This is a genomic window from Paraburkholderia acidicola, from assembly GCF_002362315.1.
GTDB classification, from domain to species: domain Bacteria; phylum Pseudomonadota; class Gammaproteobacteria; order Burkholderiales; family Burkholderiaceae; genus Paraburkholderia; species Paraburkholderia acidicola.
The window spans coordinates 144,771-161,622 of sequence record NZ_MTZV01000001.1 but is presented as its reverse complement, the minus strand read 5'-3'; the positions used below and the strand labels follow the sequence as shown (position 1 = coordinate 161,622).

The 16,852-nt window shown below is 61.2% G+C and carries 12 protein-coding genes; 6 read left to right on the top strand and 6 right to left on the bottom strand.

Translation table 11 applies throughout. The features are described from left to right. Window positions 1–61: 61 nt before the first annotated feature. Window positions 62–1,927: a beta-galactosidase gene (locus BWP39_RS00400; RefSeq protein ID WP_235851355.1), complete on the bottom strand. Its 1,866-nt coding sequence runs from the start codon at window positions 1,925–1,927 to the stop codon at window positions 62–64. Between the two features lie 374 nt (window positions 1,928–2,301). On the opposite strand from BWP39_RS00400, the gene BWP39_RS00395 reads away from it, so the two are divergent. The 3 genes from BWP39_RS00395 (at window position 2,302) to BWP39_RS00385 (ending at window position 5,247) form a co-directional block, all read left to right on the top strand. Next, entirely contained in the window at window positions 2,302–3,996 is a 1,695-nt protein-coding gene (locus BWP39_RS00395; protein WP_096716421.1) for a S10 family serine carboxypeptidase-like protein, read from the top strand. Window positions 3,997–4,058: 62 nt separating this feature from the next. Further along, window positions 4,059–4,451 carry a hypothetical protein gene (locus BWP39_RS00390; RefSeq protein WP_207556507.1) on the top strand — a complete coding sequence of 131 codons (393 nt, stop codon included), beginning with the start codon at window positions 4,059–4,061 and terminating at the stop codon, window positions 4,449–4,451. Between the two features lie 424 nt (window positions 4,452–4,875). After that, window positions 4,876–5,247 (top strand): DUF6697 family protein, encoded by a 372-nt coding sequence (locus BWP39_RS00385; RefSeq protein WP_096716419.1) that lies wholly within the window; start codon window positions 4,876–4,878, stop codon window positions 5,245–5,247. A gap of 75 nt (window positions 5,248–5,322) precedes the next feature. Here the strand turns inward: BWP39_RS00385 and galU are convergent, their stop codons facing one another. Continuing rightward, window positions 5,323–6,216 carry a UTP--glucose-1-phosphate uridylyltransferase GalU gene (gene galU / locus BWP39_RS00380; RefSeq protein ID WP_096716701.1) on the bottom strand — a complete coding sequence of 298 codons (894 nt, stop codon included), beginning with the start codon at window positions 6,214–6,216 and terminating at the stop codon, window positions 5,323–5,325. Window positions 6,217–6,480: 264 nt separating this feature from the next. Further along, window positions 6,481–6,624, bottom strand: coding sequence for a hypothetical protein (locus tag BWP39_RS31905; protein ID WP_170043814.1), 144 nt, complete (start codon window positions 6,622–6,624; stop codon window positions 6,481–6,483). Between the two features lie 268 nt (window positions 6,625–6,892). Between BWP39_RS31905 and BWP39_RS00375 the strand changes: the two genes are divergently transcribed. After that, a complete protein-coding gene (locus BWP39_RS00375) occupies window positions 6,893–8,104 on the top strand; it encodes an acyltransferase family protein (protein WP_096716418.1) in 1,212 nt (403 codons plus the stop codon). Window positions 8,105–8,217: 113 nt separating this feature from the next. Here the strand turns inward: BWP39_RS00375 and BWP39_RS00370 are convergent, their stop codons facing one another. The 3 genes from BWP39_RS00370 to BWP39_RS00360 all read right to left on the bottom strand — a co-directional run bounded on the left by BWP39_RS00370 (window position 8,218) and on the right by BWP39_RS00360 (window position 14,515). Beyond that, window positions 8,218–10,674 (bottom strand): glycosyltransferase family 4 protein, encoded by a 2,457-nt coding sequence (locus BWP39_RS00370; RefSeq protein ID WP_096716417.1) that lies wholly within the window; start codon window positions 10,672–10,674, stop codon window positions 8,218–8,220. Continuing rightward, window positions 10,671–12,137, bottom strand: a complete 1,467-nt coding sequence (locus BWP39_RS00365) for a flippase (protein WP_096716416.1) — start codon at window positions 12,135–12,137, stop codon at window positions 10,671–10,673. Before BWP39_RS00365 ends, BWP39_RS00370 begins: the two co-directional genes overlap by 4 nt. A gap of 140 nt (window positions 12,138–12,277) precedes the next feature. After that, a complete protein-coding gene (locus BWP39_RS00360) occupies window positions 12,278–14,515 on the bottom strand; it encodes an NHL repeat-containing protein (RefSeq protein WP_096716415.1) in 2,238 nt (745 codons plus the stop codon). Between the two features lie 509 nt (window positions 14,516–15,024). Here BWP39_RS00360 and BWP39_RS00355 point away from each other — a divergent pair. Together BWP39_RS00355 and BWP39_RS00350 are read left to right on the top strand one after the other, a co-directional pair. After that, window positions 15,025–16,116, top strand: coding sequence for an acyltransferase family protein (locus BWP39_RS00355; RefSeq protein WP_096716700.1), 1,092 nt, complete (start codon window positions 15,025–15,027; stop codon window positions 16,114–16,116). After that, on the top strand, window positions 16,113–16,832 hold the full coding sequence (locus BWP39_RS00350) for an SGNH/GDSL hydrolase family protein (protein WP_096716414.1): 720 nt from the start codon (window positions 16,113–16,115) through the stop codon (window positions 16,830–16,832). The genes BWP39_RS00355 and BWP39_RS00350 overlap by 4 nt, the downstream gene beginning before the upstream one ends. Window positions 16,833–16,852 lie beyond the last annotated feature (20 nt).

The window sequence follows — 16,852 nt, the reverse complement described above, 5'->3', positions numbered from 1 at the left end:
CTCGTTTGCATAGATTCGACGTACATCGACAGGGATGGCCCATGCGTCAGCGCGGCTGCCGTCAGGCAAGCGTCGCCGCGAATTCAATCGGTTGCGCATCCAGCTGGTGGAGATCGAACACGATGATTTCGTTAAAACCAAGCCTGAGCCATGGCGCGGGGCAATAGAGTCTCGTCTGCGGACCGATGTGCCAGTAGCGGCCGAGATTGCGGCCATTCACCCAGACCATGCCCTTGGTCCAGCGACTCATATCGACATAGGTGTCCCCCACCTCGTTCAGTTGAAACTCCACCTTGAAGAACAGTCCGCCTTTTCTGGCGTTCGTGACCCCAGGGCGAAGATTGGCGATGAATGCCTCATCCATGGGCAGCAGGCGCACGTCCCAGCCCGTCAGCACGCTACTCTGGCCGCTCTGATCCTGCAGTGCAACCGATTCGAGAATGCCTTTTCGATCGACGATCGCATGTCCGTAATTGACACGACCCATGCCCTCCACGAGGATCTCGAGCACAGGAGAAGGCGACGTTACCGAGGCTGTCAACGGTAGTGGCGCATGATGCGTGACGTGCAGACGGCGCGCGTAGTCGGCCGGTATCGCCGCTCGCGAGATACCCCCCATGTACTGATCGCCGATGCATACCGTCGCGTAATCGTGAACGTCGGTGACGGTGAGCGCCCCGCCGGCGTAGCGCGGCAGCTGCTTGCGGTACAGCACGAAGCCGAACGCCTGGCCATACATCTCGAACGGCTGTGGGTTGACCGTCTGGGAGGCCGGCAGTGCCGCAGGCAGGTTGTCCCAGATAGAAGCATAGGGAACCGGAGCGAGCGCGTCGGACCGGTTGCGCGTGATCGTGGCGATCGGTCGCGGTACCGCAGGGAGCGAGGATGGCAGATAGCCCGCGATGAGATTCCGGTACCTTGTGTAATGCGCGGTCGCGACACCTTGTTCGCTGATCGGAGCCGCGTAGTCGTAGCTGGTGATGTCGGGCTGATACTCGCCGGAATTGCCATCGGTATTCGCGCCGGCGAAGAAGCCGAAACTCGTACCGCCGTGAATGACGTACAGATTGAACGACAGCTTTTGCTGCATCAGCGCGGTTAGCGTTGTGGTGATGTCGGTGGCGGTGCCTTGCAGGACCGCGTCGCCCCAATGCGTGAGCCAACCCGGATAGACCTCGCCCGCCATCGCCGGTACGCTCGGGTAGGTCTGGCGCGATGCCGCGATGTCCGCGGCCGTTCCGCCGCTCAACGCGATCGCGCCGCCTGTCACGTTCGAATGATTCTGCTCGAGCTCCGAGAGGCCGTCTTCCGTATAGAACGGACCCTGGATTCCGCCTTGCACCCAGAGCTGACGGACCTCTTCCATATAGGTCGGGTCGTTCGCATACGAGCCAAATTCATTCTCGATCTGGATCATCAGGATCGGTCCGCCGTTGGCGACGAGCAAGGGATTGATGCGTGGTATCAACTCGTTGATATAACGCCCGACCGCTGCCATGTAATGCGGATCGTTAGCCGAATTCGTCCTTAGCTTGATGTCAGGATGGCGCAGCAGATAAGACGGAATACCTCCCAGATCCCATTCGCCGCAGATATACGGACCGGGGCGCAGCAGCACCCACATATCCTCGTCCTGACAAAGCCTGGCGAATGCTTCGATGTTGCGATTTCCGGTTTCGAAGTCGAAGTGACCCGGCGTCGTCTCGTGGTAGTTCCACATGATGTAAAACGCGACGGTGTTCATACCCATCGCCTTTGCCATCCTGATCCGATGCCGCCAGTATTCGACCGGGATGCGCGCCGGATGCATCTCGCCACTGCGGATCTGCAGCGCGCGTCCATCCAGCAGGAACTGGCTGCCATTCGGGCTGAACGCGAAGGTGTGGCGCGCTCTCACACGTGGACTGACAGATTCGGCGGAAAGCATGTTTGCGGAATTCTGGGCGCCGCTATTGTTCTCGCTACCGTATGCCGACATGAACGGTACCAGCGCGGCCAACGAGACAAATCTTCTTCTATCCATTTCGCCTCCTCCAGCAAGTTCGACTTTGCGTAGTCGGTTTTTTTAAGCCACATCACTGTGGACTGCCGGGCGACGATACACAGCGGATAGAGAGGTGTGCAAACTTTTGATGACGATTCCAGATACTGGATGCTTTGGCACGATCGCGCCATGTTGCAAGCTTCAACAATACTCAAAGCTACTGGTCCTCTTATGCTTTCCGAACGACTCTATATAGCGAACCATCGCGAAAGCGACCTTCGTAAAGCGGTATCCAAACTCACTCACCAGGGATAGAGATGAAGCCAGACAGGAGCTGTAACGGCAGCAAGCAGGGCCGGCTAGCTGCACTCAGTATCGTGACGATCGGAATGCTGACGCTGGCTGGGTGCGGCGGCAATGATGGCGGTTCGTCCTCGAGTAGTGCCGCAAACCTGAAGCAAACCTCAAACAAGCAGGCAAACCCGTCAGCGAGCAATCAACCTTACGTCGATACGATCGCTTATTCGATGAACGCCAACGACGGACTTACTGCATCGCAGGTCACCGAAAAGGCCGCCGTGATGCAGCATCAGTGGACATCCGGCAGTACGACGATCAACTACACGACGACCACGGGTCACCTGACGGCGGCCGACTCGCAAGGTAATCCAGAAGCATCGATGTCCTACGTCGCCTACACCGCGCCGAGCGCCGACGGTACACCACGGCCTGTGACCTTCATCTACAACGGCGGCCCGGGTTCATCGTCGATCTGGTTGCGTCTCGGTTCGTTTGCCCCGACACGTGTCGCCACACCCGACCCGCTGTTCGGCAACAACTGGCCGAACTATCCGCTCGTCGACAACAAGGAAAGCATGCTCGACGTGTCGGACCTGGTGTACATCGATCCGCCGGGAACCGGGCTTTCCGAAGCCGTTCTGCCGAACACGAACCAGGTCTTCTGGGGCTGCGATCCGGACGTCAAGGTGATCCGCGATTTCGTCGAGCGCTATATCGCCGTCAACAATCGCAGCAAGTCGCCGCTGTATCTGTACGGGGAATCGTATGGCACGCCGCGCACCGACATGCTCGCGCTGTCGCTCGAGTCCGCAGGCGTGCATCTGACGGGGATCGTGTTGCAGTCGTCGATCCTGAACTATGGGTCGACCGACGATGCCGCCGATGACCTGCCGAGCTATGCGGAAGTATCGGCCTACTACAACCAGGTTTCACCGGCACCAGTTAGCCTGAGCGCCTACGCGCAGCAGATGGAGCAGTTTTCGACCGCTCAGTATCGTCATCTGAACAACGGCACGCCGCCGTTGCGCACGCTGCAGTCGTGGTCGCACACATCCGGTATGAGCGTGCAGGCATTGCAGAGCTACTTCAGTCAGAACTGGTTCTCGGACACACTGGTCAGCAACGGACAGATTGGCCGTTATGACGGACGCGTGACGTTGCCGGACTCGGACCCGCGTCTGCAGAGCGACAACGATCCGTCGGACATCCTGATTTCGCAACCGTTCACGAATGCCCTTGCGACGCAGATGCCGGACTACCTCGGCTACACGGCACCGAACTCAACCTACGTGCCGTTGAACGACGGCATGACCTGGGATTTCTCGCACGGCGGTCAGTCATATCCGGACACGATCCCCGATCTGCTCGGCGCACTGACGCTTAACCCACGGCTCGAAATCCTGTCGGAAAACGGCTATCACGATCTGGCCACGCCGTTCTTCAATACCGAGAAACAGCTCGCACGACTCCAGACAGTGCCTCACCTGAATCCGAACCTGCAGGTGAACTTCGTTCAGGGCGGTCACATGATCTATCTGGATGATGTGGCACGGCCGCAGGTGAAAGCACATCTCAAGCTGTTCTACGCGGCCAAGCAGATTCCGGGTGCTCTCACGCTAACGACGCTGCCGCAGCCGTGGCGTGACGAAAGCCCGGCGAGTTCGCCGACCGTTAGTACGTCCACGGCGGTGACGTCAGCAGCCGCGCCGTGAGCGCCGCTGGTGTACGCGTTGTTACTGCAAACCCGCTGTTCGCCTATCCAATGCGAGTGATCATGTCTCTAATCAATTTGATGCGACGTATTTCCCCGTTGATTGTTCTCGGTGCTGTGATGAGTAGCGCGCATGCGTTGCCGCCTCAGGCGGTGGCGCCTGTCACGTTGCCGCATGGCAGTCATGGTGTGGATGGTCCGTTCTTTCCGCAGAATCGCGTGGCGGCCGTCACGCCGTCCACCGGCGCGACCTTGCAACTGCAGGCGCAGCAGCGCGTCGAAGCACGACTCGGCGCTAATACAGCGCTCAGCAATGGCGCTTCTGTGACGAAGGCGCAAGCGCAAAGCGGTGGTCTGGGGTATGTCGCCAGACACTTCGATGAGATCGACAGTGCTCATACCGGGCGCGTGTCGATGAGCGATGTCAGGCAGTATCTGCAGCAGCAACAGCGATAGTCAATGACAGCGATCCGGCAGTTGCCGGATCGCTCTTTACCACCTTTTTACTTGCCGCCGCGATAGAGATATCTACAATATCGGCAACGTCAAACAGCGAATGGGTGCCATGAATAACCGATGTCGTCGATCGTCGAAGAATCTCACTGCCTGAGTGGCAGGACGTCCGCGTGCCCATTCTTTTAGCCGCCGTCTTGCCAGCAGGCAGACGGTGCGCGCCGCAGTAGCTTTCTCCAGCCACTTTATCTAGCGCCACCTGAACGCGGGTTTTTCTCGCGTCCGGATGAACGCGCCTTGCGAGCGAAACTCGCAGCGCGGCGGGATGCGTGCGCGCGCATCGAATGCGGGTTCGCTATGTATCTAGCGATCCCAGGTCATTACTTTACGCATCAACCCTGCACTACGCATCTCACCGAGGTCTCTCATGTTCGAAATGAACAAGAACTATAGCCGCGAGTACATCCACACTGTTTGCGGCGGCAGCAAGCAAGCGTTTCTTCCGACGAAGAATGGCAAGGTGGTCGCCGCGTGCCTGCGGCCTGATCTCAACCCACAGGCACCGGAGGTCATCCTCTGTGATGGCGGTGCTGCGGCTCGTGCTGCCGGCAGAACGCTCGCCAGACAGGCTGGCGAGATCCCGGTTTTCCTCAAGCTCGAAACGGATCTGTTTCGCTATGTGGGTCAATTCGCCGTAGGCGAATCGTTGACTGCGCCGCTCGACTGCGCGCCCTATGCGCATAAGAGCAGCTTCACCGCTGCGCAGATTTCGCGCGTCCTCAAGATGAAGCGCCGCTAGCCTGCGCAGTTGTACCCGAATGAGTCGCCGCCGTTTTCAGAAAGCGACGGCGAACTCTTGCACAACTCGTGCACGTTAAGCAGCCGCTGCAGCCAGCTGCACCGGCAGATAGTTCTGCAGATACTCTTCGAATTCTGCCCTCACCTCGGGATGCCGCAGCGCGAATTCGACGGTCGCCTTCAGATAGCCGAGCTTGCTGCCGCAATCGAAGCGCGTGCCGAAGTAGCGATACGCCAGCACCTGCTCTTCGGCAAGCAGCGATTGCAAGGCATCGGTGAGTTGCAGTTCGCCGCCCGCACCGGGCTTCAACGCGCGAATGTGCTTGAAGATGGTCGGCATCAGCACATAGCGGCCGACGACGCCGAGATTGGACGGTGCCTTCTCGGGCGCAGGCTTCTCGACGATACCCGAGAGCTTGATCACATCTTCTTCCCACTCGCGTCCGTCCACGACGCCATACGAGCGGCTGTCTTCGCGGGCGATCGTTTCGACGCCCACCACCGAGCTGTGATAGTGGTTGAACACATCGACGAGTTGCTTCATGACCGGCCGCGTGCTGTGCAACAGATCGTCCGCGAGAATCACCGCGAACGGGCTCTCGCCGACCAGTTTTTCGGCGCACAGCACCGCATGTCCAAGCCCGAGCGCCGTGGCCTGTCGCACGTAGAAGCAATCCACATTGGCCGGCTTGATGCCGCGCACGAGTTCGAGCAACTGGTCCTTGCCGCGCGCTTCGAGTTCGGCCTCGATTTCATACGACTTGTCGAAGTGATCTTCAATCGCGCGCTTGCTGCGCCCGGTCACGAAGATCATCTCGGTGATGCCGGCCTCGATGGCCTCTTCCACCGCATACTGGATCAGCGGCTTGTCGACGATGGGCAGCATCTCTTTCGGACTGGCCTTGGTGGCCGGCAGGAAGCGTGTTCCGAGGCCCGCCACGGGAAACACGGCTTTGGTGACTTTCAGCATGGTCTGCATTCCCACATCGGTTAATCAATCTTTGCGGTCCGTTAGCGTGGACGGCACGGGGCGCCGCCACACAGGCCGGAAACTGTCCTCAAAAAGATTAGCGGAAAAATATTCGTTTTTCCGTAATGAATTCATGCGACCGATCGTGAATCGGGCCTGTCGATCGCATGCTGTCACATCGCGAAATTTGATCGGGAACAGTTACGCGATGAAGCGCTTGAGTAAAACTCAACGCGCAATTATTACGTGAAATCCGGGCGTGGCTTATTCGCTTTCGTCGAACTGCGGAAGCTTGCCCGGATTCATCCGGAAGCGTCCGATCGGTTCGTTGCGCAACGCTTCCCGGTAGGCGGATACGCCCACCAGAACCAGCAGGACGGCGATCCCCGCGAGCAGGTGCATGGTCATGGCTTTACTCCTGGTCAAATGAATCCGAGACTCAAACTAGCACGACAAAATCGACAAATAATTCGGCGACCCCGGCAGTTAATTTTTTCAATCCATTCGAGTCATCAATTCGACTTGTTATTTCAGTTCGTGAGAAATTTTTATTCATTTTTCGAATTGCCGATGTTCTACGATAGACCATGCGTAGCCCTGCGTCTGCAGAACATGTCGCGTGCAGGGTCTGGGCTGTGTATATAAGCAAATCACGCGGTATGGATAAGGAGCGCGCATGAGCGATTCGGCCTTCGAAGCAACCGGCACTTCGCTGCCCTTTCAGGCGCTGCCGGCCAGCGGGGCCCGCGCGGAAAGCGCCAGCAAGGATCATGTCATCGACGCCATGCGCGGGTTCGCCGCGCTGCTGGTGGCCTATTTCCATTGCCGGCAGGTCGAATGGATCGGCATGCAAAGCTTTCACCAGATGGTGGGCAGATCGCTCGATTTCAGTTCGATCGTCGCTTACCTGACGTTTCCGGTGGCGTGGGGTTCGGCCGGCGTGCCGATCTTTTTCGTCATCAGCGGTTACTGCATTCATCGTGGCGCGGCGCAGCGGCTCGCCCAGAACCCGGCCTGGCGGCTCGATGCGACTAACTTCTGGGCACGCCGTTTTGCGCGCATCTATCCGGTACTGTTCGCCGCCCTGCTTCTGACGCTCGCGCTCGACTGGGCCAGCCTGCAATTGCCGCCGGTTAGCCACAAGGTGCGCGAGATCGGTTTGCAGGCGTTCCTCGTCAATCTGTTCTCGCTGCAAGGTGTGGCCGGCAAGACCTACGGTTCGAACGGCGCGCTCTGGACACTGTCGCTCGAAGTGCAGTTCTACGTAATCTATCCGCTGCTGTTCGCCTTGCGGAGGCGCATCGGGATCACGCCGGTGCTGGCGCTGGTCGCGCTCGTCAATGTCGTGTCGGCGTTCGGTCTCGAGCGTCACGACATCCAGTTCTTCACGTCGTACTGGTTGTCGTGGACGCTCGGCGCATGGATTGCCGATACGAAAGCGCATGCGGCTGCTTCTGCACGGCCGCCGTCGTTGCTGCTCTACGGTGCGGCAGCGGTGTTCACGGCGCTTGGCTGTGTCGCGTTCCATTTCGGGCAGTACGTTGCGTTCCAGCTATGGGCGCTCGGCTTTGCGTGCTACCTGTATCGCGCGCTCGACACGCGCCGTACCGCTGGCGGGACCGCAATGCGCGCACTGTCACGGCTCGGCGATTTCAGTTTCTCGCTATACGTCGTCCATCTGCCGATCTTCGTACTGCTGTCGTCGCTGCTGTTCCGCTCGGCGCTGCAACAGTCGATCTGGCCATCGTTCGGCTATATGCTGGTCGCCATTCCGGTTGCCTATGGGTTCTACCGGCTGGTCGAGCTGCCGGCGATGAAGTGGTCGGCGAGCCTGAAACCGCGCAACTCGAATCCTGGCAAAACCTCGAACGCGACAGTACGCGCCTGACACCGCGCAACGGTCAGCGCTGCAACGCCTCCAGGACCGCTGTGCGTTCCTGATCTCGCCGCAAACAAACGTAACGCACACATCGTTGCGCTCGTTACGTGCGGCGCGAGATCTCAGCCTGCCACCGCCTTCAAGATCCGCTCGACCGACGCCACATAGTTGCCCGGACCGAAGCGCTGACGTGCGACGCGGTTGCCATTCGCTACCAGTTGCTCGCGCAGGCTTTCATTCGCGCGCAGTTCGGCGAGCGTATCGGCGAGCCCATGTGCATCGCCGGGCGTACACAGCAAACCGTCCACGCCGTCATCGATAATCTCGACCACCCCACCGGCGCGCGCCGCAACGACCGGACGCTGCGCCAGCATGCCTTCGACGATCACCCGGCCAAACGGCTCGGGCGTAATCGACGTATGCACGACGACGTCGACGGCGCGCATGCATGCCGCGATATCGTTCTGGAAGCCGAGAAAATGCACACGGTCACCGATCCCGTGATTGACGACGAACGCCCGCAATGTGGCTTCGTAATCGTCCTCACCGAACAGCGGCGCACCGACCAGCACCGCATGCATATGCGGATTGAGCACGACGGCTTCGAGCAGCACGTGCTGGCCTTTCCAGTGCGCGAGACGGCTGAACGAGCCGACCAGGAAAGCTTGCTGCGGCAGATTCAGCAGTGAGCGCAACGTCGCTTGCGGCACATCGGCCAGCGCATCGAACGGCGCAGCGGAAATGCCGTTGAACACCACGTCGACGCGCTTGCTGTCGAAGTTCGTCAGCTCGACGAACGCGCGCTTCGATGCAGCAGAGTTGGCGATCACATGAGCGAGTCCGAGCTTCGCGCACCATTTGATGATCGCCAGTTGCTTGCCGCCAAAGTGCTCGCTGGTGACGATATCGCGTAGATGCCAGACCACCGGCTTTCGGGCGAAGCGGCCGGCAAGCGCGCCGATCACCATCGCGCGCTGCGTGTTCGCATAGATCACATCGGCACGCCGGGCCCGTTTCACCGTTGCCCGAACCAGCGCGACGATGTCCTTGAAGGCCCGCCACTTCGGTACCGAACCACCGCGCTTGCGTACCTCACGCAGTGCGCCCGACTTCAATACGTTGACCGTGACACCCGCCCGGTCGAGCGCGGTGCGAAACGGACCGTCGTCGAACAGCACGACTTCGGCGCGCGCACGCAGCGCTTTCATGATTTCGAGCAGCGACAGTTCGGCGCCGCCGAGCACGCCGCTTTGATCGACGGCGAGGATGCGTGGGGTATTCGCTAGCGGTATATGGGCGTCCGCGGGCGGCGCGTCGAATGCAGGCAACGAAGCGCCCTGCATCTTGGGCACGGCCGCGCGTACATGGGAAAAGAAGCGTTCGCGAAAATGCGCCGTGGAGAAACGCTCGGCATTGCGGCGACAATCGGCGGCGGCAAAGCGCTGCGGATTATCGGCGAAGTCTTCGACCGCCGCGACGATCGACTCCACGCTCTGCTCGCCGAAGAACAACCCGGTTGGCTGCGGGTGCGAGAGATCGCGGACCGTTTCGAGCGCACCGCCCTTGCCATAGGCAATGACCGGCGTGCCGCACGCCTGTGCTTCGACCACCGAAATACCGAAGTCCTCTTCGGCGGCGAAAACGAAGGCTTTCGCGCGACGCATCCGGTCATGCAGCACCGCGAACGGTTGATAGCCCATGATCTCGATGTTCGCTGTCGCCTTCGCGCGGATCTTCTGCATGTCGGGGCCGTCGCCGATCACGACGAGCTTGCGCTCCGGCATCTGCGCAAACGCTTCGACGAGCAGATCGATTTTCTTGTACGGCACCATGCGCGACGCGGTCAGATAGAAGTCTTCTTTCTGTTCGTGCAGCTTGAATGCATCGACGTCGACGGGCGGAAAGATCACGTCCGCTTCGCGCTGATACACCTTGTGAATCCGGCGCGCGATAAACGCCGAGTTTGCGACAAACGAATCCACCGAATTCGACGTGCGGACATCCCAGTTGCGGATGTAGTGCAACACCAGTCGCGCCAGCATCGACTTCGGACCGCGCGTCAGTTGCGACTGCTGCAGGTACTGATGCTGCAGGTCCCAGGCATAGCGGATCGGCGAATGCACGTAGCTGATATGCACCTGGTCGGGACCGGTCAACACGCCTTTGGCGACCGCGTGGCTACTCGAAATCACGACGTCGTAGGCGGACACGTCGAGCTGCTCGATGGCGAGTGGCATCAACGGCAGATAGCCGCGGTAGCGGGTCCGCGCGAACGGCAGGTTCTGGATAAACGATGTCGTGGCCGTTTTGCCACGCAGGAACGTGCGGTCATCGAGAAAATCGACAAGGCTGAACAGGTCGGCATCCGGAAAGCACGCGACGATCTGTTCGAGCACGCGCTCCGCGCCCGCATAGGTGACGAGCCAGTCGTGCACGATCGCGACGCGCACCTGGCCACGCGCACCTTGCGGCGTACGTGCGGCGAGCGATGTACTGACAGCCTGCGCGAGCACCGGCGCAGTCAATCCGCTACGCGCGGCAGGACGCAAGGCGGCTTCTTCGACGAGATCGTGATTCATGCGCTTTTCCTCGAGTTCAGTCGCACCAGCAGCGAACGCGCGAGATCGCGCAAGGCAGGCGTCATCGTGAGCGACCAGCCGACGTTTGCGCCGACCACCAGCACCACGGCAAGGGCCGCGGCGCCGATGCCGGACAGGAACGTCGACAGCCACAGCGTGCCGAGCAGGAACGCGAGATGCGCGAGCATGTCGAGCACGATCGGACGCATACGGATCGCGGACAGCCACAGCAGCACGCCGTAATCGAACAACGCGCGTGCGGCCACGATCACCGCCGCACCGGCCAGACCGAAGTGCGAGATACCAAGCCACAACGCGCCCGCGTAAAACGGCAGCTCGAACAGCCCGACTCGCGCAGCCACGGCGGGATTGACCTGCGACTGCACGAGAATGCGCGTCACGTTGGCCTGCCCGACAAGCCACACACCGACGATCAGGATCCGTCCTACCGGGCCTGCCGCATTCGCGATTTCACTACCCACCCACAGATGCAGGAACGGCTCCAGCACGATGATCGCGACCAGCGCGATCGGCGTGAATACACCGTTAAGGAATTCGAGCGACTGCCGCGTAATCGTGTCTGCATGATCGCGGCCGACAGCAGAAAGACGCGGAAACAGCGTGCGCACCAGGGCGGTCGGCACGATGTTCAGACGGGTGACGAGGTTCTGCGGCACCGTGTAGTACGTGACAAAGCGTGCGCCCAGCGACGTGCCGAGCATCACGCGATCGAGCGATTCGGCAATCATGTTGGTCACGCTCGCAATCAGCATCCAGCCGCCGAAACTGAACAGCCCCTTTGCGACGCCGAACTGCGGCGCCAGAATGCGTTTGATATCGAGCACCTGCAGCGCGGAATAGCCCATCAGAAGCGCCGCGACCAGACGCGCGAGCACTGCGGCCGCCAGCACGAACTGCAGCTTCGGCGCGATCAGCCATGCCGCGCCGAGTGGCAGCAACTGGAACAGGAACGTGCCGAGCGTCTGGTTCGTGTTGTAAATGCCAAAGCGCTCCGCACCGTTGATCGCCCCCGCAAAGACCCACGACACGTTCGCAATCGGAATCGCGATTGCGAGCCACGGCAGCGCCATGTAGACCTCGTGCTGCAACTCGGGCGAGACCTTCGTGAAGTACGCGGTATAGATGAACGCACCGAAGTAGATCGTCAGGCCGCCCAGGATGCCGGTCGCGAGATTGAGCCACGTCGCGCTCCAGAACACGCGTGCGCTTTCGGTGGTGTCCGCGCTCGCGCGCGCCTTCGAGATGTGATTCTGCGCGGCCATGCTCATGCCGAGATCGAGAATCCCGAAGTAGCCGATCAGCGTCCAGACGAGGCTGATCACGCCATAGCGCTCGACGCCGAGCAGCTTGATATAGGCCGGCACCGTGACGAGCGACACGAACGTAGGCAATACCAGTCCGGAGAAATTGATCGCTACGTTCTTGAGGATGCCTTTGTCCATCGAGTCCTTCCGGTTCGGTCACGCGCGCCTGGCGGCACGCGATCGCATCGAGTAGAGCACGTCAAAATGCGCGTTGTGCAGTGCGGAAAATGAAAATAAATCGACCCCTGCATGCGTCACGCATACACGGTCGATGCCTGTCAGGCCGGCTTCCAGCGGTACATCATCACTTTGCCGCGCGCGTCCTCTTCGACGAAGATCAGGTACTCGCCGTCGCTGCGGCGATACGCGCTGATACCGTTCGGTACATCGACCCAGCCGGACGCGCGGCCGACCTCGGGACCCGGCCGGATCACCCCGACTTCCTTGCCCGAGTCGCGCTCGTACACGTGCACCGCGCCGACCGGCTCCACCGCGAAGACGTACTGCCCTTCCACCGTTAAACCGATCACGGTGACGATCGGCTTGCCCTTCGTGTCCCACGGCAAGGTGATCGTGTAGCGCGGCACCGGCTTGCCCGTCGACCAGTGGTCGTAGCGCACCAGCTGACGCCCGACCTCCTTCCAGAAGCCGGGATCGAACTTCAGGTCGGCGGTATAGCCGCTGACGTAGAGCGAATCGGTCGCGGGGTCGTAGATCGCGCGGCGCAACTCCGTGAATGGTTGTGGGACCGGGTAGGCCGTGATGCTGTCGTACGAATAGATGGGATTGCCGCGCCCATCGATCCCGCCGAAACGGAAGCGGAACACACCTTTGTTGTCACGGGCGCGCCAGATGTCGCCGTTCGTATCGACCCACCAGCCCCAGCCGCCCACCAGTTTCGGGCCACTGGTATTCGGCGTGAATTCGTCGCTGTCGAACTTGCCGTCGCCGTTCGCATCGCGCCAGATCCAGTCGCCGCCAGCCGGCGCGTTCGGGATCTGGGCGACGCCGCGCGGGCGGCCCGCAATGAGCCCGGACGGCGCTGCGACTTCGCCGTCGCGTGCCGGGTCGAAGCGATAGATCACCAGATGGTCCGCATACATGTCGGTCAGATACAGGAACGTATGGCCCTTCAGCTTGCGGGCGAACGGCAGGCCTGGCCGGTCGGTGTCGAACACGGGGTCCTGCGGGTACTTGAAGCGGTTCGACAGAAAGCCCGCATAACGCCAGTCCTGGCCGGCCGGCTTCGACAGATCCAGCTCGAAACGCTTGTTGCCCGTATAGACGCTGTCCGGCCGCGACGGATCCATCCATGCGCCGTCGACGAACAGCAACCCTTCCACTTTCCACAGCCGCTGGCCGTCGGGCGCATAGCTTTCGAGCGTCGCGCCGAGCCCCGCACCGATCGATGCAAAGCGCGGGCCGACGCCGTTGGTCGACACGTAGACATTGCCGCGCGCGTCGACACCGACGCCGGTCAGGCCGTTAAAGCGCTGCGGTCCCGGCTTGCCCGCGATGCCGGAGAAAATACCGCCGCGTTCGCCGAGCGTGCCCGATTGCGTATAACGCCCGCCTGCACCGTCCGCCTTGCTGAAAAACAGGATCTGCTGACGCGGTCCGTTGTCCGCGATCAGCACACGGCCGCGCGGATCGACGGCGATGTCAGCGGCGTCCGTGTCCGCGGGCAGTGGCAGCGTGTCGCCGAGACGCTCGCCGCTCGCGCTGAAGTGCGCGACGCGCGCGCTCTTGCCGGTCGCCGTATCGGTCAGCACCCACAGCGAGCCGTCCGCGGCCAGCGCAAGATGTCCGGGTTCGTGGACTGTCCATGCCGACTTCTTCAGCATCGATTCCGCGTCATAGACCTCGACGCGGTCGCGCGATGTGTTCGATACGTACAGCGTCGTGTCGCTTGCCGCGAGGCCGCCGATGTCGCTGCTCACGGGCGTGACGTCATCCGTCGTGCTTACCGCGTCCGTCGCACGCGTCGGCGTCGGCACCTCGTTGATCATCAGGAAACTGGCAGCGAGCTTCGCGCGCGGATCGGTTGCGTTTGCGACCGGCTGAAACGGTGCGCTGAGTTTGGTGTCGCTGATCGGGCGCCGCGAAATGCCGTACCACTGACGCCCTTTCTCCGGCCAGATACCTTGCGCGACCAGGTGCCCCTTCTCGTTGCCCACCGATATCGCCACAAACGCATAGCGCCGGTTAATCGCCACCGCATTGCCGCCGCCGTTGCCCCAGCCGTGCGTGCCGCCCGCAAAGCCGAGCATCTTGCCGTCCTGATAGATGCTCGCTTCGGCGCCGCTCTCGTCCCACGGCGCATTCGTGTACACCTTGCCGTCAGGCGCCACGGCGATCGCCGTGATGTTGATCTGCGTCCATGTGCCGTCGCCGAACCCGAACGTGTTGCCGATCCACGAGGTTCGCGCGTTCAGCGCGGTTTCCGCGCAGGCCGCCGACGCGACGAGAAAAACAAGGCTCGCACACAGGAGCCGGGCAAACCGGGGACGCAGCAAACGGGGATCTCCTGTAGCGAGGTCGAACGGGACGGACAGCGAACGGGAACAAGCAGGCAGACCTGCCCTGACTGCACAGACGATACGTGCAAGTCTCGCTCCAAAGAAAATCTAAAATAATTCAAAAATATTCAAACACTCCGTCAATCCGCCCGATAAGCAGAAAGAAATAGATCGAAATGAAACAAACTGCGTTATCTGTGCGCATGGCGTACCGGGTGGATCGTTTTTACCGCCTTGCGCGGAGCGGGTTTGCAGTTTTTGCAGATATATCCTGAAGTCTCAATCGATTCACTCGTCCTGATTCACCCGTTAATACGAGCATTCACCCGATGACGAGGTGATGTCATTCGCAGCATTCGCCTGTTTCATTCCGGTTTTTTTGCACTTTCTTTTCCTTAGAATGGACTCCACTTCCGTGGCCATGCGGAAAGCGTCCGCGTGTGCGCGTCATGCGCGCGGCATGGGGTGTTTTCCGCTGGCCGTACGGTGCACTTTCCGGACGGTTCATGACAGCCAGCGCATTGCCTGCCCCACCCTCCCATCAGCACCGCATCGTGCAGCTCGACGGCTTGCGGGCGATCGCCGTGCTCGCGGTGTTTGCCCAGCACGCGCTCAAGGCGCCACTGTGGATGGGCGTCGATCTGTTCTTCGTGCTGAGCGGCTTTTTGATCACCGGCATCCTGCTCGAGCGCAAATCGCGTCAGCAGAGCTACTTCGGCTACTTCTACGCGCGGCGCGCACGCCGCATCCTGCCGCCCTACGTGCTACTGATGATCGTCTCGTCGCTGCTGTTCGGCCTCGGCTGGGCGCAGCACTGGCAGTGGTATGCGTTCTTCGCGACCAATATCGGCGATGCGCTGAACCAGAGCGGCCATGACAGCCTCAACGTGCTGTGGTCGCTGGCGGTCGAGGAGCAGTTCTACATCGTCTGGCCGTTCGTGATCCTGCTCGTGCCGCAACGTGCGCTTGCGTGGGTCGCGGCGGCGTTGATCGTTGGCGTGCCCGTATTGCGCGCCATCGCGACGCCGTGGTTCGATTCGTTCTGGCCGATCTACTACCTGACGCCATTTCGCATGGATCTGCTGGCCGCCGGTGCATTGCTCGCGGTCACCGTGCGGCGCGATCGTGATGCGCTCGAACCGTTCAAGCTGCTCGCCGTGTTTGGCGCGGTGGCTGCGCTGGTGGTGCTTGCGTGGCTGCATCTGCACTATCCGCGCTTTCGTGCCGCGAATACGCCGCTGTCGAATGCTGCGTTGTATAGCGTCTCGCTGGTGCTGTGCACATCGCTTGTCGTCATCGCGTTGCAAAGCAAAGGAATCGTCAAGCGGCTGCTGTGCAACCCGGTGCTCGTCTATATCGGCACTATCAGCTACACGATCTACCTGATTCACCTGACCGTGCTGTATGCGCTGTGGCCGCTGCATCACAGTCGCCTCGTCACCGCAGCGCTCGCGTTGATCGTCACGCTGGCGTATGCGAGCGTGAGCTGGTTCGCGTTCGAGCGACGGTTGATTCATGGCGCGCCGCGCCGCGGGTTAGCTGCACCTGTTGCAACGGTGCGCCCTGCGCCTGCCGATGCCACGAGGACCAGCGCATGAGCGGCCGCGCGCGTTTTACCGCGTGGCTGGCCCGGATCTCGATCGCCGCGGTGACCGCGACGGCATCGCTGCACGGCGTCGCAGCCGGCACACGACAGGTGCTGATCGAAGCCTACGGCGACTCGACCACGCTCGGTATCACCTGCCGCAACGGCGGTTGCGGTCCGCAGACGGAGAACGCAGTCACGTTCCTGCAGGACCAGATGCACGATGCGCACGGCGAGCGTGTCAGCGTGACAAATCTCGGCATAGGCGGAACGATGGCCACGCAATTGCTCGGTGGCACCGGGCGTGGCGCGGGTCTGCCGTGGAGCGAACGGATCACGGCATCGCGTGCGCAGATCGTGACGTTCAACTACGGCATCAACGAAGTGATGCAGAATCAGACACCCGAGCAGTTCTACGAAGCAGAAACCGCGCTCGTGAAAGCAGCGCGCGCACAAGGCAAACTACCGGTACTCGAAACGTCGAACCCGATGCCGGACGGCCGGCGCAACGCGCGACTCGCGGAGATGGTCGCGATGACGCGACGCGTGGCCGCAGAACAGCACGTGCCGCTCGTCGACCAGTTTGCGTACATCACCGGTCTGCCCGCGTGGCAGACGATGATGTCGGACGGGGCGCATCCGAAGCCGGAGCTTTATCGACTGAAGGCGCAGCAGGACTTTCGCGTGCTCGATCCGCTGGTGACGCGCATGCTTGGTGGCAATTCCTAGCTACTCGTAGCTATTCGTAG

Bases quoted from the DNA above. Each gene is read 5' to 3' on its own strand.
- BWP39_RS00365 (WP_096716416.1), bottom strand. From the start codon at position 12,137: ATGGACAAAGGCATCCTCAAGAACGTAGCGATCAATTTCTCCGGACTG.
- galU (WP_096716701.1), bottom strand. From the start codon at position 6,216: ATGCTGAAAGTCACCAAAGCCGTGTTTCCCGTGGCGGGCCTCGGAACA.
- BWP39_RS00350 (WP_096716414.1), top strand. From the start codon at position 16,113: ATGAGCGGCCGCGCGCGTTTTACCGCGTGGCTGGCCCGGATCTCGATC.
- BWP39_RS00390 (WP_207556507.1), top strand. From the start codon at position 4,059: ATGTCTCTAATCAATTTGATGCGACGTATTTCCCCGTTGATTGTTCTC.
- BWP39_RS00385 (WP_096716419.1), top strand. From the start codon at position 4,876: ATGTTCGAAATGAACAAGAACTATAGCCGCGAGTACATCCACACTGTT.
- BWP39_RS00395 (WP_096716421.1), top strand. From the start codon at position 2,302: ATGAAGCCAGACAGGAGCTGTAACGGCAGCAAGCAGGGCCGGCTAGCT.
- BWP39_RS00400 (WP_235851355.1), bottom strand. From the start codon at position 1,927: ATGCTTTCCGCCGAATCTGTCAGTCCACGTGTGAGAGCGCGCCACACC.
- BWP39_RS00370 (WP_096716417.1), bottom strand. From the start codon at position 10,674: ATGAATCACGATCTCGTCGAAGAAGCCGCCTTGCGTCCTGCCGCGCGT.
- BWP39_RS00355 (WP_096716700.1), top strand. From the start codon at position 15,025: ATGACAGCCAGCGCATTGCCTGCCCCACCCTCCCATCAGCACCGCATC.
- BWP39_RS31905 (WP_170043814.1), bottom strand. From the start codon at position 6,624: ATGACCATGCACCTGCTCGCGGGGATCGCCGTCCTGCTGGTTCTGGTG.
- BWP39_RS00375 (WP_096716418.1), top strand. From the start codon at position 6,893: ATGAGCGATTCGGCCTTCGAAGCAACCGGCACTTCGCTGCCCTTTCAG.